A 17,843-nucleotide genomic window follows, 5' to 3' on the forward strand; every position below is an offset into this window, starting at 1 on the left:
GCCGCCGATGAAATTGCCAAGACCCCATTGGGGCTGGGCCTCGCTGCCCTTTCTGCTGCTGGTCTGGATCGTCCTGGCCAGCCGTTTCCCCAGCTACGTGCTGCCACAACCCTGGGTGGTCGCCGCCGAGGCGCTGCGCTGGATCGACGACGGCTCGCTGTGGAAGCAGTTCCGCGCCAGCGCCCTGGAGGAACTGGTCGGTTTCGGCAGCGCGGTGATCGTCGCAGTGCTGGTCGGCACTGCCGCCGGCCTGTCGCGGCGCCTGCGCGAGTTCGTCGCGCCGCTCAACAGCCTGTTCATGGCGATCCCGCCGATCGCCTGGGCACCGCTGATCCTGATCATCTTCGGCCTCGGGTTCTTCTCGATCATGCTGGTGATCTTCATCGCCGCCGTGTTCCCGATGATCGTCACCCTGCAGGAGGGCGTACTGGGCATCCGCGACGGCGAAGTCCGCGCGGCCCGGACCCTCGGCGCCACTGCGCTGCAACTGCTGCTGCACATCTACCTGCCGGCGTCGCTGCCGTTTCTCACCGCCGCGCTGCGCATCGGCTTCAGCCAGGGCTGGCGCGCGCTGGTGGCCGCCGAAATGATCGGCGCTTCCCAGGGCATCGGCTGGATGGTCTCCATGGGCGGCCAGATCGGCAACAGCAGCCAGGTGCTGCTGGGCATCGTCATCATCGGCCTGCTCGCCTGGCTGATGGAAAGCCTGGTGTTCCGCCGGCTCGAACGTCACTACCAATCCTGGCGGGCCGCCTGAGGCGCCCCGCCGTTCCCATCACGTTTGCGATTTCCAACGAGGTATTCCCGTGAGCCAGACCTTCGATCCCCGTGACGCCGGCCCGTACATCGCCCCCAGCGGGCTCTACGAACGCAACAAGGCACGCCCCTTCCTCGGCAGCATCCAGTGCGACCGCCAGACCCTGGTGGCCGGCCAGTGGGACGAGATCACTTTCGTCTACGAGGTCGGTGCCAGCGGCCTGGCCGACGGCGCCTGGCTCAAGCTGGCGTTCAAGTTCTACTCGGACTGGGCGCTGTTCCAGACCTCCGACCCGACGGCGGCCAACTATGTCAGCGCCGAGTACCAGGCCGGTGACCTGGTGCCGGGCCAGAGCCCGGCCACGGTGCAGCACCTGAAGGTGCGCTTCGACCAGAAGGGCCATGAGCGGCCCTTCCAGAAGGCCATCCTGATCGACATCGTCGACGGCTATCTCAACCCCGGCGACCGCATCATCATCCGCCTCGGCGACCGCCGCCAGGGAGGTGCCGGCACCCGCGTGCAGAGTTTCGTCGAAAAGGACTTCCGCCTGCGCCTGTTCATCGACCCACTGGGCAGTTCCAAGTTCGCCGAAGTACCGGGCGACCTGCTGCTGGACATCATTCCCGGTGCACCGGAGCGACTGCAGGTGATCGCCCCGCGCCTGGTCGGCGAAGGCCAGCCGTTCGACCTCCTGGTACGCGCGGACGACGCCTGGGGCAACACCTGCCGACACACACCACTGACCGGCGAACTCACGCTGGCCGGGCCTGCGCAGCAGATCCGGCGCCTGCCCTTCACCCTGGCCGGCGAAGGCTGGGCGATCCTGCGGGTGCCGACCATCGAATTGACGGCGCAGGGCGAATGGTCGATCCAGGCCGTCACCGGGCAGGCCGGCGTGCAACCCGGCTCGGCGTTCGTCAATGTCGATGCGGCACTCGGCACGCTGCGGCCACTGTATGCCGACCTGCACGTGCATTCCGATGACACCGTGGGCACCAACGACACCCTGTACAACCTCAGCTACGGTCGTGATGTCGCCGGCCTCGATGTGCTCGGCTATACCGCCAACGATTTCAACATCACCGAGCAGCGCTGGGATGCGGCAGTCAAGCTGATCCACGAACTCAACGAGCCGGGGCGTTTCGTCTGCTATCCGGGTACCGAGTGGTGCGGCAACTCCTGCGCCGGCGGCGACCGCAACGTGGTGTTCCTCCACGAGGGCAAGCCGCAGTTCCCGTTCGATGCCCAGGGACGCCTGGTGCGGTCCTTCGAATGGAACGAGTTCACCGCCGGCACCATCAAGCCCGGTGCCTGGCCGGTGGATGAGCTGTACGCGGCCTACGCGCACAACCCGGAAGGCCACCTGATGATGCCCCACGTCGGTGGTCGACGTTGCAACCTCGACTGGCACCACCCCGAACTGGAGCGCCTGGTGGAAGTCGGCTCGGCCTGGGGCCAGTTCCACTGGGTCTACGCCGAAGCGCTGCAGCGCGGCTACCGGGTCGGTGCCGCGGCCAACAGCGACGAGCACCAGGGCCGCTGCGGCGGCGGTGTACCGGCCACGGCGGTGTTCGGTTCGCGCGGCGGCCTGACCGGCGTGATCGCCGAGAGCTTCGACCGGGCCGGCGTCGGCCGGGCCCTGCGTGCCCGCCACACCTTCGCGACCACCGGCGAACGCAGCCTGGCGGTGTTGCGCCTGGGCGAGCACCTGATGGGCGATGTGCTGACGGTCAACGGTGAAACCGCCCTGGATTACCGGCTGTTGGGCGACGCCGGCTGGGAACAGATCGAACTGTTCCGTGGCGAACAGCGCATCTGGTCGCGCAACCTGCATGCAGAGGCCGGCCTGTCGCCACGGCGGATCCGTCTGCGCCTGGGCGGTGCACGGATCAAGGACCGCTACCGCGGCGCCTACTGGACGGGCGAGATCAGCCTCACCGGCGCAACCATCAACGCCTTCCGCTTCCTCGGTGCCGACCACCCCGAACAGGTGGCCTGGCGCAAGGACGCCACCACCCTGGCCCTGAAGACCGACACCAACGGCGACACCGACAGCCTGGAAATCGACATTTCCCAGTTGGCCGGCGCCCACCTCAACGTGCAGTTGCGGATCGATGGCTACGTCAAGGTCGGCGACCCGCTCACACCGCCTGCGCACGTGCATGCCCCGACGGTGACGCTGCATCTGAGCGGCGAGGAACTGCTGGCCAGCGGCTCGTTCGTCAAGCCGTTGTCGGGTGCCGAGCTGCAGGTTTCGCTGGAACAGATCAGCGAGGCGCCGCTACCACGCGAAGTGGCGGGACGGATCGAGCTGAACTCGCTGAACCTGGAAAAAGGCCGTGAACATCCGCTGTTCATCAGCGCCCGCCAGCGTGACCAGTCGCGGGTCTGGACCTCGGCGCTATTCGTCACACTTTGAGGGTGGCCCCGAAAGAACCTGTAGCAGATCGGGTTTTGACAGCCCCCACAGCATTATTCATTGTGTGGGGGCATACCGCTGACATCTTCAGCACCATGCCGATGTAGCTTGGATCCGAGGGGCTACGATACGCCATTGCGTAGGGTCCGCCTCCAGGTCGCAGCGCTTCCAGTCATGCGACCGATCGACCTCCGTCGATGGAAGCCTCACTGTGACTGCGCTGTTCTCCCCGACTCTTGCATCCGCCCAGGGCAGACGCTCAAGCATACGGGCGTGACCTGCTGCATCGTCTTGTTACCTCAACCGGGAAATCACCTCCCGGTCGGGACCGGTGGTTTCTCTCCAACAGGAGAAGTCATATGTCCCAACCGCAACAGGCGGGCGCTACCTTCAGGCACGCCCTTATCCTGACCCCGCGGCTATGGAAGAAAGCCGTAAAGGACTACAGGGGCCAACGGGGGTCAACCTTCGAAATCCGCCTGCGGGAGCTGCTTGGCGCAGCGGCCAAGGCCCACAACCGGCAACCTGAGGCCGAGCAGGTGCATTTCGACCTGTGCCCGCTCAAGGGGAAACGGTTCCGTCTGCAACTGGTGCTCAGCCTGCTGAATAGGAAAAACGGGCTGCCGTACCTGCTGCTTTCGCTCAAGGAAGAATGGCCCGGGTGACCGTCGCGATTCTCGCCCCCGGGCACAACCTCAAGAAAAGGCCCGCTTCGGCGGGCTTTTTCCTGTTCGCGGTCAGAGGCCGCCTGAAATAACGCGCATCGCAATCCAGTTTCCTGACGGTGACGGTCTCGCAGGTTTGCAACCCTGTGCTCAACACCGCGTGAGGACACCTGGATGCATGGCTCCCCTACCCGGCCCCTGGCCGCTCTTGTAACGCTTGCAGTGCCGCTGGCGGCGATCGCGCTGACCGGCTGCGTCTCGCCAGAACCGCCACCTGCGTCCACCGGGCTCAGTGACTCTGCGGGGGCGCTGCTGCCGGTTGTGTCCCGGGACCGTCCGTTGCACCCCGAGCTGTCACCGCCACTGCGAATGGCGCGCTACACCCTGGTCAACACCGCGCCACGGGCCGACCAGTTGGATCTGTTGCGCCAGGTCATCGATATCCGCATACCGGATCACCTGAACCCCAGTGTCCAGGACGCCATGATCCATGTCCTGCGCCGCTCGGGTTATCGCCTGTGCCCCGCGCCCGAGGGGGTGCAAGTGCTGTATGCCCACCCGCTGCCCGCCGCGCATTACCGGCTGGGCCCGATCACGGTCGGCAACGCCCTGCTGGCCCTGGCCGGGCCGGCCTGGCAGGTGGAAATCGACGAGCGCGCCAGGCGCATCTGCTTCAGCGCGACGTCGCTGGCCGGAGGCCGAGAATGAAACGGCCTTCACGCAGTGCACTGGTACAAGGCGCAACGGTGCTGCTGGTGGTGGGTTGTGCGGTGTTCTTCGCCGACCGGCTCTCGACCCTCTCGGACGCGATGCAGGCAAGACAGACCGCCGAGCGGATACACAGCCTGCAACAGCAATTGCAACGGATCGATCATGAACTGGAAGGCATGCAGCCTTTCAAGGGCGTGCTCAAGGAAGACTTCCAGCACGCGCAGCAGTCTCTGCTCAAGCGCCTGGGCGCGCTGGAGACGACCACTCGCACCGTCGACAGCCTTGCCGCGGACCTGACGGCCATGAGCACCCGCTTGCAGCACAGCGAAGGCACCTTGCTGATGCTCCAGGCCACCGTGGAAAAGTGTTCCTCGACCTGCCCCGCCACGCCGACGGCCGCGGCTGCGCCACCCGGTGCCTCAACCAGGCCGAAAGCTCGTAAGACAAACCCCGTGAGCGCCAAGCCCAGCCCGCCCCCCTTCACCCTCCTGGGCCTTGAGTCCCGGGCGGGCGAGACATTTCTGGCGGTCCTGCCCCAGGGCCTGCAACGGCTGGGAGATGTGCACCTGCTGCGGCCCGGCATGCTGTTCCAGGGCTGGCGCCTGACCGCCCTGGATTCGGGAAAGGCCCACTGGGTCAAGCCTGACGGATCTGCCACGGCGGTGTCGATACCATGAGGGACGAACAACGATGTGGGTGGCTGTTGAGCGGTCTGCTCCTGTCGGTGCCGGTCATGGCACAACCCGTCACTCAGACGACCGAGGCAGATCGCCTCTACCGGCAAAGCACCCTCGACCAGCAGCGCGCCGCCGAATGGGGGCTCAAACAGGAAGAATGGCAGCGCTATCGTCGCCTGATGGAAGGCCCGCTGGGTGTGCACTCCCCCCAACTCGACCCGTTGACGGCCCTTGGCATCGAAGCACGAGACTCCGCTGAGCAGGAGCGCTATGCGCAGATGCAGGCTCAGGCCGAATTCGCCCGCCTGCAGAAGCTGCTCGATTACCAGAGGGCCTACGACAGGGCCTATAAACGGCTGTACGCCGATCAGTTGCCAGTGAACCTGATCGGCAGCGCCGCTCTGGCTTCACCGGTCGAGGCCGCCGGCCGGCTCGCCGTTTTCGTGAAACCCGGCTGCCAAAGCTGCATCACCCGCGTCGGGCAGTTGCAACGCGATGGCCAGCGCTTCGATCTCTACCTGCTCGACAACGGCGGCAACGACAGCCTGCTACGGGACTGGGCCAGGCAGGCCGGCATCGATCCGCAGAAGGTGCGGCGGCGGGAAATCACCCTCAATCATGATGCCGGGCATTGGGCCCGCCTGGGCGACAGCGGGCCCGTTCCCGCCGTGATGCGCCCGGTGAACGGTCAATGGCGAAGGCAATGAGCCCGGGCCATCTGCGCCTGTGGGGCGTTCTGACCGTTGCCGGCCTGCTGAGCCTGCCGGTCGCCGCGGCGCCCCCCCTGGCCTACCGCTGGGCAACGCAAGGCACCCCGGTGCCGGCGCAGGTGCTGTACGCGCTGGCCCTGCAGGAGAGTGGCGCCCGGCTGCGCGGCCGGCTGATACCCTGGCCCTGGACCCTGAATGTCGCCGGCGAGGCCCGGCGCTTCGCCGACCGTCGATCAGCCTGCCGCGCCCTGCTGCTGGCGATCCACGAGGTCGGCGCCAAACGGGTGGACGCCGGGCTCGGCCAGGTCAACCTGGGCTGGAACGGCGAACATTTCACTCACCCCTGCCAGGCGCTGGACCCGTACCGCAACCTGAGCGTCGTCACCCACCTGCTGCTGGAGCACAAGGAGCCCGGCATCGATTGGGTGACCACCGCCGGGCGTTATCACCGGCCCGTCGGGGGTGCGCCCGCCGAACGCTATCGCAAGGCCTTCGCGCGCCAGCTGGCGCGCGTTTCACATGGACTGGTTCAAGGAAGGAACACCCCATGAAACCCCTTCGTTCTCTCGGCGCCCTGATGCTGCTGGTTCCCTTTGCGACCGAGGCTGAGCTCAAGGTCGTGGAGGACCTGGGCGGTACCTCCGCGCTGGCCTACTACCGCTCACTCAACCTGTCCGCAGCGCCACGGCCGGGTAAGGCCATGCAACTGCCCACCGTGCGCGTGAGCCCCTACGCAGAGGCGGACATGCTGCCGGTCCGCTCTGTCATCCTCAAACCCGGGCGGATCGCACCTCGCGTCCACAACATCCCCGGCTTGCGGCCGATCTTTCTGGTGGGTGATGACGAGCTGTCGCGACACTGGCTGCGGGAACGGGTCGAGGTACTGCGCGACCTCAAGGCGGTCGGCCTGGTGGTCAACGTGCAACGGCTGCCGGCTCTGGCCGAGTTGCGCCTGCTCGCAAGGGGCCTGGACATGGCCCCGGCCTCAGCCGATGACCTCGCCCGGCGCCTGGGTATCGAGCATTACCCGGTGCTGGTGACCGAAACCGGCCTGGATCAATGAGGCCCCGATGAAGTGGCCGACCCGGGTGGAATTGCGCTTCGTCGCAGTATGGGCGCCCCATGCCTCGGTGCCGGCCATCTGCGCTGAACTGAGCGATCTGCTCGGCCTCGCCCAGCTGGGAATGCTCGATGGCCAGGCCCTCTACCCCCTGCTGGAGGACAACGGCCTGAGCCCAAGGTGGGTCGGCCCCCGGGGGATCGAAGTTCGCGACCCGCTGGCCGGGACACTGCTGCTCTGCTTCGAGCTGCGGGAAGTGGCGATTCATTGAAGGAAGCGAGCCCATGCCAAGCACCACCCCCACCGCCAGACACCCGCAATCAACGCGTGAAAAGGGATTGCTCGGCAAAATCCTGGAACTGCCCTTCAGCCTGTTCGGCATCCTGCTGGTGGCGCTGTTCTTCAGCGTGCTGAGCGAGTGGTTCGGCCTGTTGCTGTTCTGGCCGGAAGAAGGCTGGCAGCGCTCGCGGGACATGCTCGACCGCGAGTTGGCGTGGATCTGCGCTGCCCACCCCGCCAGCCTGCTGCTCGAGCAGCCCGAACAGACGGCCCGGTGGATCATCACGCAGGTGTACGAATGGTGCTTCGAGAGAACCGGGCTGATCGACTGGATCAGCCGGTCGGGCGAAGCGGCCCGCTCGAACGACAAGCCCGGCTCGGGGCTACGCAGCCATGTGGGGCGGGTCCATGCCCACATCGAGTCTTATGGCCTGGCGGCGGTGTATGCCGTGCTGACCTTTCTGCTGCGCCTACTGATCCTGACCCTGACGCTGCCTCTGGTGCTGATGGTGCTCCTCGGCGCCGTGGTGGATGGCCTGGTGCGCAGGGACCTGCGGCGCTTTGGCGCCGGCAGGGAATCGGGGTTCATCTACCACCGCGCCAAGCGGCTGATCGTGCCGCTCTGGGTCGCGCCATGGATCATTTACCCCGCGCTGCCGTTCAGCGTCAATCCGCTGCTGGTGACACTGCCGGGGGCACTGGCCCTGGGTCTGGCGGTGAGCATCTCGGTCGGCAGCTTCAAGAAATATCTGTAAGCGCCAGAGCCGTAAACCCACGCCATCCGATCCTGTTTTCCGGCTGTTCCCCTCCAGCGTCTGCGGCACGCTCAGCGAACTTTCTTCGAGCGGAACGCCTGTATGCCCCATGCCTTGAAATACCCGCACTACCTCCTGGCGCTGCTCGGCCTGGCCACCGGCCTGGCCCAGGCCGAGCCGACGGCTCATGAGCGCACCCGTCTGGCCGGGCTGTTGCGCCTGCTCGATACCATGAACCGGCAGGTGTACACCGAAGCCGCCCTGCCCACTGACGAGCACGCCCGGTTCAACTTCGACTATTCGCAGCTTTCCGCCGACCTGGAGCTGATTCGCCAAGGCATCGAACACTATCTCTCGCCAGCGCGGGCGCAGCCCCGTGCCGTGCCGGAGCCGAGCGGGCACTACACCCGTGCCGCCGGGGAAACGCCATGAGCATGACCCCCTCGCAGCTCAGTGCCTTCCAGGCCATGAGCGGTTTCACCCCGCAAGAGAGCGCCGGCCTGCTGACCGGCCTGGCCCTGACCGTCGCCCTGATCTTCGCCGCCTGGGCGATCGCCTGCGCCTACCGGGGCTGGGCGAGCGGCCAGCTATCCCAGGGCCGGTTCGCCGGACTGACGATCAAGGTGCTGCTGATCTACATCCTGCTCACCCTGCTGCTGTTGCGGTGATTTTGCGCAAATTTCGACAACGCCATGGAGGCCCCCGATGACCATCCTCTCGCTCTTCAGGAAACTGTTCCGTCCCTTCACCCTCTGCCTGGCCGCCGGCAAGTCCCTGACACCCGGCACGGGCCTCGCCGCCCTGCCCGAGCTGCAACCACCCAGCCGCGGCGAGGGCAACGGCATCATCCAGACCCTGCAGAACCACGGCTACGACATCGTCGCACTGATCGCCCTGGCGATTGCCGCCGCCGCATTCTGTGGCGTGGCCTACCACGCCTACAGCAGTTACTCCGAGGTGCAGAACGGCAGGAAGACCTGGGGCCAGTTCGGCCTCACCTGCGGCGTCGGCGCCCTGTTGCTGGTGGTGGTGATCTGGCTGCTGACCAAGGGCACCGAGGTGCTGTGAGGAGATGACTGCGATGACACACGACCCGGATCATTGCCTGCCCGACGGAACCATTCGTTTTCTGCCCTCGCGCCTCAACCACCAACCCGTCATCGTGCTCGGGCTCACCGCCGACGAGATGTGGATCACCCTGATCGCCGCCGCCCTGGTCGGCGCCGGTCTCGGTACCGTCGCGGCGATACTGCTGCAGAGCATCGCGTTGATGCCTTCGGGCATCGTGCTGTGCATGGGCCTGGGGCTGTTCGTCGGCGGCCGACTGTTGCGGCGCCATAAACGCGGCAAGCCGCAGACCTGGCTGTACCGTTACCTGCATTGGTACCTGGCAACCCGCTCAGCGGTACCGGCCGCCTGGATCGGCGGCCACGACCTGGTGAACCGCTCGGGCCTGTGGAGCACGCGCCGGAGCCCTCGCCCATGAGCCATTTCAAGAACGAAGTGAGTCGGTTGCAGGCCCACGTCACCTCCCTGCGCGCCAGTTGCGGCCTGCTGTTCGGGGTGGCGCTGTTGCTGGGCCTGGGTTGGTGGGAGGCACCCCGGAACCTGACCATCAACATCCCGCCGGACCTGCGCTCGGGCAGCACGCGCAAATGGTGGGAGGTACCGCCGGAATCGGTCTATACCTTCGGGCTGTATATCTTCCAGCAACTCAACCGCTGGCCTGCGGACGGCGAGAAGGACTACCTGCGCGCCATCCACAAGCTCTCCGCCTACCTGACACCCGCGTGCAAGTCGCTGCTGGAGCAGGATTTCCAGCAGCGCCAGGTCGCCGGTGAATTGCGCAGCCGCACCCGTGGCGTCTTCGAGATTCCCGAGCGCAGCTACGGCCAGGCCCCGGAGCAGCGGGTCAAGGTGCTGGGGCGGGACCGGTGGGTACTCAATCTCGATCTCGCCACCGAGGAGTTCTACGGTTCCGAGCGAGTGAAGCAGAGCTTCGTGCGCTACCCGCTCAAGGTGGTACGTCGGGATATCGACCCGCAGAAGAATCCGTTCGGCCTGGCCCTGGACTGCTACGACGGCGTCCCGCAGCGCATCAGCACCTGGCCGTCGGGCGTCAGCACCGACCCTCGGAAAGGAGACGACTGATGCGCCGCTCACTGCTTTTAGCCGCCCTCTGGCTGGGCATCGGCCCGTCCCACGGCGTCGAACTGATGACCTGGGAGCGACTGCCCCTGGCCGTACCGCTGCAGGTCGGCCAGGAACGGGTGCTGTTCATCGACCGGAACGTGCGGGTCGGCGTGCCCCGCTCGCTGGGCGACAAGTTGCGGATCCAGAGCACCGGCGGCACTCTGTACCTGCGCGCCAACGTGCCGATCGAGCCGACCCGGCTGCAACTGCAGGATGTGCAGAGCGGTGAACTGATCCTGATCGATATCGCCGCCAGCGCCCCCCAGGGCGCGGCTGCCCTGGAGCCCATCCGGATCGTCAAGGCGCCCGCAGTGCCCACGCGTTACGCCGCACCTGCGGTGAAGGACGCCGATGCGCAGACGGGCAAAACCGTTGCCCCACGGGAGACACCGATACCGGTCACCCTTACCCGTTATGCCGCGCAGAACCTCTATGCCCCGCTACGTACGGTGGAACCCTTGCCGGGAGTGGTCGCCATGAAGCTGCGGCATGCGCCGGACCTGTCGAGCCTGCTGCCCGGCCAGCCCCTCTCGGCGAGCCTGCTGGGCGCCTGGCAACTGGACGAGCACATTGTCAGTGCCGTCCGCTTGCAGAACCTCGCCAGCACCGCCCTGCCCCTTGATCCGCGCGAGCTGCAGGGCGACTTCATCAGCGCCGCCTTCCAGCACCCCTACCTCGGCCCCGCGCGGCAGCCGAGCGACACGACGGTGGTCTACCTGGTGACACGGGGACGGGACCTTGCCCAATCGCTGCTGCCCAGCCTCAGTCCGATCGATGCGCGCCCTCGCCGCCACGCCAAGCACGGGAATGCCGATGAAAAGTAATGCCCTGCTCAAATGGCTGCTCCTGCCCCTGGTGTTGCTGGTGCTGTTTGGCCTGCTCCGGGCCTGTTCCGACAAGGACGCCACACGGGACCGCTCCGACCCGAGCGGACACCGCCTGACTCCAGAGGAGATGAAACAGTTGGGCATCGATGGCGATACCCCGCACGACACGGTCGCGACCCTGGTTGCCCAGACCAAGGCCATGCGCGAGGAGCTCAAGGCCCTGCTATCGGAAAACAAGAGCCAACAGGAGGAAAATGCCCGGCTGCGCCAGCGCGACGGCGATCTCGATCAGCGTATCCAGAAGATTCTCAACACCGAGCTCGAACGCACACCGCAAGGCCTCGGGCAGGACCTGAGCCCCCAACAGAGACAGAGCCTGCTGGAGGATCTGCAGGACAGGCTGTCGACGCGCTTCATCGGCCGGCAGGACTCCGACCTGCCGATTGGCCTGGGCCTGGAACCTGGCGACGAAACGCGCTTCGCCCAGGACGATCTGGTCTGGACCGAACCCCAGGACGCCACCGCCATCGATGCCCAGGGCAAGCCGGTGCCTGCCGGCTCCGGCAAACCGGCAGCGGGCCTGCAGTTCCCCGACCGGTTGCGCGAAGCCATCGACCCGGGACAAAGCCAGCACAAGGAGAACACCGGCGTGACCGGTCGCAACATCGCCAGCGGCCAGGACCCGGCACCGGTCAACCGCGTCTATACCCTCCCCGAAAACAGCACCCTGACCGGCTCCATCGCCATGACCGCGCTGGTTGGCCGGGTTCCGGTGGATGGCGTGGTCAATGACCCCTACCCGTTCAAGGTGCTGATCGGCGCGGACAACCTCACCGCCAATGGCATCGACCTGCCGGACGTCGCCGGAGCGGTGCTCAGCGGTACCGCCGCTGGAGACTGGACCCTGTCCTGCGTACGCGGGCAGATCGTCAGCCTGACCTTCGTCTTCAACGACGGCCGCATCCGCACCCTGCCAACGCCGCAGAAGCTGACCGGCCGACAGGGCAGCAGCCCGTCCGCCAACCCCTCGTCCGGCAGGATCCAGGGTGGCATCGGCTGGCTCAGCGACCCCTATGGGGTGCCCTGCATCGCCGGCGAACGGCGCTCCAACGCCCAGCAGTACCTGGGCAGCAGAAGCCTGATCACCGCGGCCGGTGCCGGTGTGGCGGCACTGCTCGAAGCCGACAGGGCCGATACCGGCACCGTGATCACCCCCGGCGGTGCCACCGTGGGAGCCGGTCCTTCGGCGCTCAACAGCATTCTCTCCGGCGGGGTGAAAGACGTCGGCGACTGGGTCAACAAGCTGTATGGCCAGGCCTTTGCCGCGGTCTACGTACAGCCGGGTGCCCAGGTCGCCGTGCATCTGGACCGGCAACTGGAGATCGACTACGAAACCCTCGGCCGCCAGGTGCGGCAACTCGCAGGAACAGGCCATGCCAATACCCTCGATTAAGCCCCTGCCCGGCCTGCTGCTGGGCGCCCTGTTCATCTGTGGCTGCACGACGGACAAGGAACAGTTGCTGCCCCACGGCCCGCAGACCATGGCCGATATCTGGGACAGCCAATCCGGTCAGGCCCCCCTGGACCATCACCTTGTGGAGATCCGTCAGACCCTGCGCCGCCCACTCGAAGAACGCACCGGCGACCAGCAGGCCTATAGCCGAACCGCCCGGAACGAAATCCACAGCCAGTTCCGGCGCCTGCCCAACCCGGACCTGGTCCTGTACGTGTTCCCGCACCTGGCCGGCTCCGATCCGGTACCGGTGCCGGGCTACAGCACGGTATTTCCGCTCTACCAACGGGTGCAGTACGCCTTGCCCGGCGAACGTACGGAGGACTACTGATGCCAGCCAGGCAGAAAGGCCCCGCCACCCAGGCCGACGAGCAGGCCCTCTATGACGTGACACCCAGCTTCGTCGAGCTGCTGCCGTGGGTGGAATACCTGCCCGAATCGCAGTGCCTGCTGTTGGAGGACGGCGAGTCGGTCGCGGCGTTCTTCGAACTGACCTCCATCGGCACCGAGGGCCGCGAGGCCAGTTGGCTGCGCACCGTGCGCGACGCCCTGGAAAACGCCCTGCAGGACAGTTTCGACGAACTGGAGGAACAGCCCTGGGTGCTGCAGCTCTATGCCCAGGACGAAACCGACTGGAGCGGTTATCTGGGCACGCTCGACGCCTACATCCAGCCGCGTGCCCGCGGTTCGGCATTCAGCGAGTGCTACCTGCGGATGTTCGGCCAGCACCTGGAGGCGCTGTCTCAGTCCGGAGGTCTGTTCGAAGACACGACGGTCACCCAACTCCCGTGGCGCGGTCAATGCCGCAAGATCCGCCTGGTGGTGTACCGGCGCAGCAAGGGCACGCCGCTGCAACGCGGCCAAGGCAGCGAGCAGGCCCTCAACAGCCTCTGCGAACGCCTGGTCGGCGGCCTGGGCAATGCCGGCGTGAAGGCCCGTCGCCTCGATGGCGCGCAGATCCACCGCTGGCTGCTGCACTGGTTCAATCCACAGCCGAATCTGCTGGGCGACTCACCGCAAGACCGCCAGCGCTTCTACCAACAGGCCGACTATCCGCCGGACGCCGCCGAGGACGAACTGGCGCTGGCCAGCGGCAGCGACTTCGCCCAGCGTCTGTTCTTCGAACAGCCCCGCTCGGACGTGGAACACGGCCTGTGGTATTTCGATCGGATGCCTCATCGCGTGATCGTGCTCGACCGCCTGCGCATGCCGCCGATGACCGGCCACCTGACCGGGGAAACCCCCAAGGGCGGCGATGCCATCAATGCCCTCTTCGACCAGATGCCCGAGGACACCGTACTCTGCATCACCCTGGTGATCACCCCGCAGGACACCCTGGAAAACCACCTCAATCACCTGGCCAAAAAATCCGTGGGCGACACCCTCGCCTCCGAACAGACCCGGGACGATGTGCAACTGGCCCGCTCGCACCTGGGCAGCGCCCACAAGCTCTATCGCGGCGCCGTGGCCTTCTACCTGCGCGGCCAGCATGTCGAGGAGCTCGACCGACGTACCCTGCAATTGAACAACGTGATGCTCAACGCCGGGCTGCAACCGGTGCGCGACGAACACGAAGTCGCCCCGCTCAACAGTTACCTGCGCTGGCTGCCCTGCGTGTTCAACCCCGGCATGCGTCACAGCGAGTGGTACACCCAACTGATGTTCGTGCAGCACGTCGCCAACCTGGCGCCGGTCTGGGGACGCAGCGAAGGTACCGGGCACCCGGGGTTCACCTTCTTCAACCGCGGCGGCGGGCCCTTGACCTTCGATCCGCTCAACCGGCTCGACCGGCAGATGAACGCCCACCTGTTCCTGTTCGGCCCGACCGGTGCCGGCAAGTCGGCCACCCTCAACAACCTGCTCAACCAGGTCGTCGCCATCTACCGGCCACGGTTGTTCATCGCCGAGGCCGGCAACAGCTTCGGGCTGTTCGCCGACTTCGCCCGGCGCCTGGGGCTGAAGGTGCATCGGGTCAAGCTCGCTCCCGGCTCCGGTGTCAGCCTGGCGCCCTTCGCCGACGCCCACCGTCTGGTGAACACGGCGAGCCAGGCGCTACTGGCCGAGGCTGACGAGCTCGAAGACGCCGAGGACAACGACGACGAACGCGACGTGCTGGGCGAACTCGAGATCACCGCGCGCCTGATGATCACCGGCGGCGAGGAAAAGGAAGAACAGCGCCTGACTCGCGCCGACCGCAGCCTGATTCGCCAGAGCATTCTCAACGCTGCCCAGGTATGCACCGCCCGGGGCAAGACCGTGCTGACCCAGGACGTCCGCGATGCCCTGCGGCACATGGGCCAGGACAGCGACCTGCCGGAGCCACGTCGCCTGCGCCTGCAGGAGATGGCCGATGCCATGGACATGTTCTGCCAGGGCGCCGACGGCGATCTGTTCAACCGCGACGGCTCGCCCTGGCCGGAAGCCGACATCACCCTGGTGGACCTCGCGACCTACGCCCGCGAAGGCTACAACGCGCAGTTGTCGATCGCCTACATCTCGCTGATCAACACGGTGAACAACATCGCCGAACGCGACCAGATGCTCGGCCGGCCGATCATCAACGTCACCGACGAGGGGCACATCATCACCAAGAATCCGCTGCTGTCGCCCTACGTGGTAAAGATCACCAAGATGTGGCGCAAGCTGGGTGCCTGGTTCTGGCTCGCCACCCAGAACGTCGACGACCTGCCCAAGGCCGCCAAGCCGATGCTGAACATGATCGAGTGGTGGATCTGCCTGAATATGCCGCCGGACGAGGTCAACAAGATCGCCCGCTTCCGCGCGCTCACCGATGCGCAGAAAACCCTGATGCTGTCGGCGCGCAAGGAGTCCGGGAAGTTCACCGAAGGGGTGATCCTCTCCAAGTCGATGGAGGTGCTGTTTCGTGCGGTGCCACCGAGCCTCTACCTGACCATGGCGATGACGGAACCGGAGGAAAAGGCCGAGCGTCACGAACTGATGAATGCCCAAGGCATCAGCGAACTGGAAGCGGCCATGGTCGTGGCGCAGCGGATGGACCGGGCGCGCGGTATCGCCAGCGGCGCGGCCTGCACCGACCACGGCGGCGAACAGGGAGAGCGGCCGTGAGCAAAAGCCGCCCGGCGCAGAGCAGTTTTCCGGCTGTCAGCGACGGGCGTTTTGCCGAGGATTGAGGTTTCTGTCACCTGGATCCTTGTCATGAATATTCATCCTCTGCTGCGACTGTGCAGCCCTGCCGTGCTGTTCGCCTGCCTCTCCCCTTGCCTGGCCGAGACCTGGGTCATCACCGACTCGGCGCACCCGGTTGATGTGTCGGCGGATACGCGCCTGATTCATCTTGATCGCCTCGATCAGCTGGAGGTGGCGCTTTTCGAAAATCTTCCTGCCGACCCGGCACAAGCCCAGGCGGCCTTCGGGGAAATCATGAGCGCCGAGGTCTCCGCCAACATCAGCCGCGCCCACCAGGACATCGTCGATGCCTGGAGCCTCGGGATCAGCAGGATTCCGGCCGTCGTCGTCGACCGTCAGTATGTCGTGTATGGCGATCCGAACCTGGAGCGTGCCCTGGACAGGATCGGGCGATTCAGGAGCGCTGCCCGATAAAAAGACTACCCAGCCGGGATGGGCTGGGTAGCTGAGGGACATCGCGGGACTCAATCGCCGGTCGTCAGCCCGGGCGCCTGATAGCCGTTGGCCTTGGGCGCAGGCGCGAGCCACGGGAACTGTTCGACCACATCGCCAGCTTCCTCAATGACCCGGTCACGGACGAGAGGCGGAGCAAAATCCGCCCGCCGTGTGCCATCCAGCACCTCCATGGGCAACTCGCCGAACAGCTTCCTGGCCTGCCGGGCCTGGTCGTTGTCATACGCGAAATCGACCCGGGTCGCCCCGGAATGGCGGTACCTGCGGGGAAACCCGAACAGGCCGCGCAACAGGCGACCACCGGCATGGATCCGGCTCTCCATCTCCCGTCGATCGATCAGCGCAACGTGGTAGGCGTGCAGCAGGCGGCGCACGATATTGTCGTAGGTGATCAGCAGATACATCGCCAGATAACCGAACTGGGTGGTGATGACGATCGGCAACCTGACGGGCCGGATACTGAAGTTTTCCTCCGCGCTGATCGCGTCCGGAAAGGCCCTCATGAGCAGTTCCAGGTTGTCCTGGATCAGTGCCAGCTCGGCCTTGCAGCGTTGCAGTTTCTCCTGGATGCGCAACATCCAGAGGTCGGCATACGGATCGCCCTGCTCGGCGCCACGCGTCACGTTCCGGATCGCGCCGAGAAAGCCGCCAAAACCGATGATCGCGGTCTTCTCCTCGCTGGCGGCCCTGCCTTGCCAGATCTGCACGGCATGAAAGGTGTGCAAGGTCAGCTCCATGGCACTGCGCAACGGGCCGAGTCTGCTTTCGATGGGATAGAACATTGCTTGCTCCTGGCTGGGGTATCGGGACCCCAGTGTCATCAGGAACAAAACCGCCAGCAGCCGGAAAACAGAACCGCAAGCGTGCGGTTTTCAGCCGTCGGCGGTGCGACTTTCCTGCAAGCCCTGCGCCGCCCGATCGACCGCCATCGCCAGCAAGCCGGCTCCCCCAGCGGTGGCGCCGTTACTTGTCCGGGTTCCAGATCAGCGCCTGCGCAACGATCACATGCTCACCGTTGAAGGTGGCCGCGGGCGAACCGTGAAGCTGGTAACCCAATGCCAATGCCTCCGACACGCGATGGCAAAATTTGGCGTCATCCTTGCCGGTCAGCAAACGATAGCGTGGAAGGCCTTCTGGAGGGAGGGTCTGCATGGGAGCACCTGCTTGAATCGATAAGGAAGCCTCACCTCAAACCGAGGCATTGAAGCAGCAGATTATCACGACGAACCAGTATGGAAACCCGGCCCGGCAGCAGACTGCCGGGCCGTCATCCGCAATTACAGCATCACGGTGGAGAACATGCCCAGGGCACCCAGGCAAAAGCCGATCAGGGCACCCCGCCCTGGCACTTCACCGAACAGGGACCAGACCACCAGGGGTTCAAGGATCAACAGGGACGTAACCGAGACCACCGTGACGACCCAGATGTCACCGACCGCCGCATAACCTAGCCAATAGGCGCCCAGCAGGCACAGCCCTGCAAGACACATGATCAGCACCGGAACGCTGAATGCCTCCCATGAGACATTTCCGGTTTGGGCAAGCCTGGCCGTTACCACCTCGCTGTAGATTGCACAAAACTCACCCACCACCATCAGGCCTAAAGCAGAAACTCCGAGTAATTCTTTGGACATATCAAAAACTCCTTCGTATTCA

Annotated in this window: 23 protein-coding genes; 20 read left to right on the top strand and 3 right to left on the bottom strand. The window is 65.7% G+C overall.

The annotated features are described in order from the left end of the window. The first annotated feature begins 7 nt into the window (after positions 1-7). The 20 genes from ACMGT0_RS17345 (at position 8) to ACMGT0_RS17440 (ending at position 16,148) form a co-directional block, all read left to right on the top strand. Positions 8-757 carry an ABC transporter permease gene (locus ACMGT0_RS17345; protein ID WP_273822915.1) on the top strand — a complete coding sequence of 250 codons (750 nt, stop codon included), beginning with the start codon at positions 8-10 and terminating at the stop codon, positions 755-757. A gap of 49 nt (positions 758-806) precedes the next feature. Continuing rightward, entirely contained in the window at positions 807-3,176 is a 2,370-nt protein-coding gene (locus ACMGT0_RS17350) for a hypothetical protein (RefSeq protein WP_416769059.1), read from the top strand. Between the two features lie 359 nt (positions 3,177-3,535). Next, positions 3,536-3,841 carry a hypothetical protein gene (locus ACMGT0_RS17355; RefSeq protein ID WP_054060431.1) on the top strand — a complete coding sequence of 102 codons (306 nt, stop codon included), beginning with the start codon at positions 3,536-3,538 and terminating at the stop codon, positions 3,839-3,841. Positions 3,842-4,015: 174 nt separating this feature from the next. Next, positions 4,016-4,549 (top strand): PilL N-terminal domain-containing protein, encoded by a 534-nt coding sequence (locus tag ACMGT0_RS17360; protein WP_416769060.1) that lies wholly within the window; start codon positions 4,016-4,018, stop codon positions 4,547-4,549. Continuing rightward, the gene (locus tag ACMGT0_RS17365; RefSeq protein ID WP_416769061.1) at positions 4,546-5,229 is read left to right on the top strand and encodes a hypothetical protein; all 684 of its coding nucleotides are present in this window, start codon (positions 4,546-4,548) and stop codon (positions 5,227-5,229) included. The genes ACMGT0_RS17360 and ACMGT0_RS17365 overlap by 4 nt, the downstream gene beginning before the upstream one ends. Then, the gene (locus ACMGT0_RS17370; RefSeq protein ID WP_054060428.1) at positions 5,226-5,936 is read left to right on the top strand and encodes a TIGR03759 family integrating conjugative element protein; all 711 of its coding nucleotides are present in this window, start codon (positions 5,226-5,228) and stop codon (positions 5,934-5,936) included. Before ACMGT0_RS17365 ends, ACMGT0_RS17370 begins: the two co-directional genes overlap by 4 nt. Continuing rightward, positions 5,933-6,490, top strand: a complete 558-nt coding sequence (locus tag ACMGT0_RS17375) for a lytic transglycosylase domain-containing protein (RefSeq protein ID WP_241494382.1) — start codon at positions 5,933-5,935, stop codon at positions 6,488-6,490. Before ACMGT0_RS17370 ends, ACMGT0_RS17375 begins: the two co-directional genes overlap by 4 nt. Beyond that, entirely contained in the window at positions 6,487-7,002 is a 516-nt protein-coding gene (locus tag ACMGT0_RS17380) for an integrating conjugative element protein (RefSeq protein WP_054063215.1), read from the top strand. The genes ACMGT0_RS17375 and ACMGT0_RS17380 overlap by 4 nt, the downstream gene beginning before the upstream one ends. A gap of 7 nt (positions 7,003-7,009) precedes the next feature. Further along, entirely contained in the window at positions 7,010-7,270 is a 261-nt protein-coding gene (locus tag ACMGT0_RS17385) for a hypothetical protein (protein WP_054058727.1), read from the top strand. Between the two features lie 13 nt (positions 7,271-7,283). After that, positions 7,284-8,033, top strand: a complete 750-nt coding sequence (locus ACMGT0_RS17390; protein WP_416769062.1) for a TIGR03747 family integrating conjugative element membrane protein — start codon at positions 7,284-7,286, stop codon at positions 8,031-8,033. 102 nt (positions 8,034-8,135) lie between these two features. Beyond that, the gene (locus ACMGT0_RS17395) at positions 8,136-8,465 is read left to right on the top strand and encodes an RAQPRD family integrative conjugative element protein (protein ID WP_416769063.1); all 330 of its coding nucleotides are present in this window, start codon (positions 8,136-8,138) and stop codon (positions 8,463-8,465) included. Beyond that, positions 8,462-8,701, top strand: coding sequence for a TIGR03758 family integrating conjugative element protein (locus tag ACMGT0_RS17400; RefSeq protein ID WP_054058729.1), 240 nt, complete (start codon positions 8,462-8,464; stop codon positions 8,699-8,701). Before ACMGT0_RS17395 ends, ACMGT0_RS17400 begins: the two co-directional genes overlap by 4 nt. A gap of 37 nt (positions 8,702-8,738) precedes the next feature. Further along, positions 8,739-9,101, top strand: coding sequence for a TIGR03745 family integrating conjugative element membrane protein (locus ACMGT0_RS17405; RefSeq protein WP_416769064.1), 363 nt, complete (start codon positions 8,739-8,741; stop codon positions 9,099-9,101). A 13-nt stretch (positions 9,102-9,114) separates the two neighbouring features. Further along, positions 9,115-9,519, top strand: coding sequence for a TIGR03750 family conjugal transfer protein (locus ACMGT0_RS17410; RefSeq protein WP_416773503.1), 405 nt, complete (start codon positions 9,115-9,117; stop codon positions 9,517-9,519). Then, on the top strand, positions 9,516-10,184 hold the full coding sequence (locus ACMGT0_RS17415) for a PFL_4703 family integrating conjugative element protein (RefSeq protein ID WP_054058732.1): 669 nt from the start codon (positions 9,516-9,518) through the stop codon (positions 10,182-10,184). The genes ACMGT0_RS17410 and ACMGT0_RS17415 overlap by 4 nt, the downstream gene beginning before the upstream one ends. Further along, positions 10,184-11,050 carry a TIGR03749 family integrating conjugative element protein gene (locus tag ACMGT0_RS17420; protein WP_416769065.1) on the top strand — a complete coding sequence of 289 codons (867 nt, stop codon included), beginning with the start codon at positions 10,184-10,186 and terminating at the stop codon, positions 11,048-11,050. Before ACMGT0_RS17415 ends, ACMGT0_RS17420 begins: the two co-directional genes overlap by 1 nt. Then, on the top strand, positions 11,040-12,506 hold the full coding sequence (locus ACMGT0_RS17425; protein ID WP_416769066.1) for a TIGR03752 family integrating conjugative element protein: 1,467 nt from the start codon (positions 11,040-11,042) through the stop codon (positions 12,504-12,506). The genes ACMGT0_RS17420 and ACMGT0_RS17425 overlap by 11 nt, the downstream gene beginning before the upstream one ends. After that, positions 12,487-12,897, top strand: a complete 411-nt coding sequence (locus tag ACMGT0_RS17430; RefSeq protein ID WP_054058735.1) for a TIGR03751 family conjugal transfer lipoprotein — start codon at positions 12,487-12,489, stop codon at positions 12,895-12,897. Before ACMGT0_RS17425 ends, ACMGT0_RS17430 begins: the two co-directional genes overlap by 20 nt. Further along, entirely contained in the window at positions 12,897-15,653 is a 2,757-nt protein-coding gene (locus tag ACMGT0_RS17435) for a conjugative transfer ATPase (protein WP_416769067.1), read from the top strand. Before ACMGT0_RS17430 ends, ACMGT0_RS17435 begins: the two co-directional genes overlap by 1 nt. Positions 15,654-15,743: 90 nt before the next feature. Beyond that, complete coding sequence (locus tag ACMGT0_RS17440) at positions 15,744-16,148, top strand: TIGR03757 family integrating conjugative element protein (protein ID WP_416769068.1); 405 nt, start codon at positions 15,744-15,746, stop codon at positions 16,146-16,148. Positions 16,149-16,198: 50 nt separating this feature from the next. Here ACMGT0_RS17440 and ACMGT0_RS17445 read toward each other — a convergent pair whose 3' ends face one another. From ACMGT0_RS17445 to ACMGT0_RS17455, 3 genes are all read right to left on the bottom strand, one after another. Beyond that, complete coding sequence (locus tag ACMGT0_RS17445) at positions 16,199-16,969, bottom strand: PFL_4669 family integrating conjugative element protein (protein ID WP_416769069.1); 771 nt, start codon at positions 16,967-16,969, stop codon at positions 16,199-16,201. Between the two features lie 181 nt (positions 16,970-17,150). Then, positions 17,151-17,339 (bottom strand): DUF1737 domain-containing protein, encoded by a 189-nt coding sequence (locus tag ACMGT0_RS17450; protein WP_054063207.1) that lies wholly within the window; start codon positions 17,337-17,339, stop codon positions 17,151-17,153. A gap of 125 nt (positions 17,340-17,464) precedes the next feature. Next, entirely contained in the window at positions 17,465-17,782 is a 318-nt protein-coding gene (locus tag ACMGT0_RS17455; RefSeq protein ID WP_054063206.1) for a hypothetical protein, read from the bottom strand. Positions 17,783-17,843 lie beyond the last annotated feature (61 nt).

This window comes from Pseudomonas sp. RHF3.3-3 (assembly GCF_048069595.1).
GTDB classification, from domain to species: domain Bacteria; phylum Pseudomonadota; class Gammaproteobacteria; order Pseudomonadales; family Pseudomonadaceae; genus Aquipseudomonas; species Aquipseudomonas fuscovaginae_B.

Excerpts from the sequence above, each read along its gene's own strand:
- ACMGT0_RS17375 (WP_241494382.1), top strand. The coding sequence starts at position 5,933 with ATGAGCCCGGGCCATCTGCGCCTGTGGGGCGTTCTGACCGTTGCCGGC.
- ACMGT0_RS17410 (WP_416773503.1), top strand. The coding sequence starts at position 9,115 with ATGACACACGACCCGGATCATTGCCTGCCCGACGGAACCATTCGTTTT.
- ACMGT0_RS17405 (WP_416769064.1), top strand. The coding sequence starts at position 8,739 with ATGACCATCCTCTCGCTCTTCAGGAAACTGTTCCGTCCCTTCACCCTC.
- ACMGT0_RS17425 (WP_416769066.1), top strand. The coding sequence starts at position 11,040 with ATGAAAAGTAATGCCCTGCTCAAATGGCTGCTCCTGCCCCTGGTGTTG.
- ACMGT0_RS17370 (WP_054060428.1), top strand. The coding sequence starts at position 5,226 with ATGAGGGACGAACAACGATGTGGGTGGCTGTTGAGCGGTCTGCTCCTG.
- ACMGT0_RS17360 (WP_416769060.1), top strand. The coding sequence starts at position 4,016 with ATGCATGGCTCCCCTACCCGGCCCCTGGCCGCTCTTGTAACGCTTGCA.
- ACMGT0_RS17395 (WP_416769063.1), top strand. The coding sequence starts at position 8,136 with ATGCCCCATGCCTTGAAATACCCGCACTACCTCCTGGCGCTGCTCGGC.
- ACMGT0_RS17440 (WP_416769068.1), top strand. The coding sequence starts at position 15,744 with ATGAATATTCATCCTCTGCTGCGACTGTGCAGCCCTGCCGTGCTGTTC.
- ACMGT0_RS17420 (WP_416769065.1), top strand. The coding sequence starts at position 10,184 with ATGCGCCGCTCACTGCTTTTAGCCGCCCTCTGGCTGGGCATCGGCCCG.
- ACMGT0_RS17365 (WP_416769061.1), top strand. The coding sequence starts at position 4,546 with ATGAAACGGCCTTCACGCAGTGCACTGGTACAAGGCGCAACGGTGCTG.
- ACMGT0_RS17455 (WP_054063206.1), bottom strand. The coding sequence starts at position 17,782 with ATGGTGGTGGGTGAGTTTTGTGCAATCTACAGCGAGGTGGTAACGGCC.
- ACMGT0_RS17380 (WP_054063215.1), top strand. The coding sequence starts at position 6,487 with ATGAAACCCCTTCGTTCTCTCGGCGCCCTGATGCTGCTGGTTCCCTTT.
- ACMGT0_RS17415 (WP_054058732.1), top strand. The coding sequence starts at position 9,516 with ATGAGCCATTTCAAGAACGAAGTGAGTCGGTTGCAGGCCCACGTCACC.
- ACMGT0_RS17435 (WP_416769067.1), top strand. The coding sequence starts at position 12,897 with ATGCCAGCCAGGCAGAAAGGCCCCGCCACCCAGGCCGACGAGCAGGCC.
- ACMGT0_RS17400 (WP_054058729.1), top strand. The coding sequence starts at position 8,462 with ATGAGCATGACCCCCTCGCAGCTCAGTGCCTTCCAGGCCATGAGCGGT.
- ACMGT0_RS17390 (WP_416769062.1), top strand. The coding sequence starts at position 7,284 with ATGCCAAGCACCACCCCCACCGCCAGACACCCGCAATCAACGCGTGAA.
- ACMGT0_RS17445 (WP_416769069.1), bottom strand. The coding sequence starts at position 16,969 with ATGTTCTATCCCATCGAAAGCAGACTCGGCCCGTTGCGCAGTGCCATG.
- ACMGT0_RS17355 (WP_054060431.1), top strand. The coding sequence starts at position 3,536 with ATGTCCCAACCGCAACAGGCGGGCGCTACCTTCAGGCACGCCCTTATC.
- ACMGT0_RS17345 (WP_273822915.1), top strand. The coding sequence starts at position 8 with ATGAAATTGCCAAGACCCCATTGGGGCTGGGCCTCGCTGCCCTTTCTG.
- ACMGT0_RS17385 (WP_054058727.1), top strand. The coding sequence starts at position 7,010 with ATGAAGTGGCCGACCCGGGTGGAATTGCGCTTCGTCGCAGTATGGGCG.
- ACMGT0_RS17450 (WP_054063207.1), bottom strand. The coding sequence starts at position 17,339 with ATGCAGACCCTCCCTCCAGAAGGCCTTCCACGCTATCGTTTGCTGACC.
- ACMGT0_RS17430 (WP_054058735.1), top strand. The coding sequence starts at position 12,487 with ATGCCAATACCCTCGATTAAGCCCCTGCCCGGCCTGCTGCTGGGCGCC.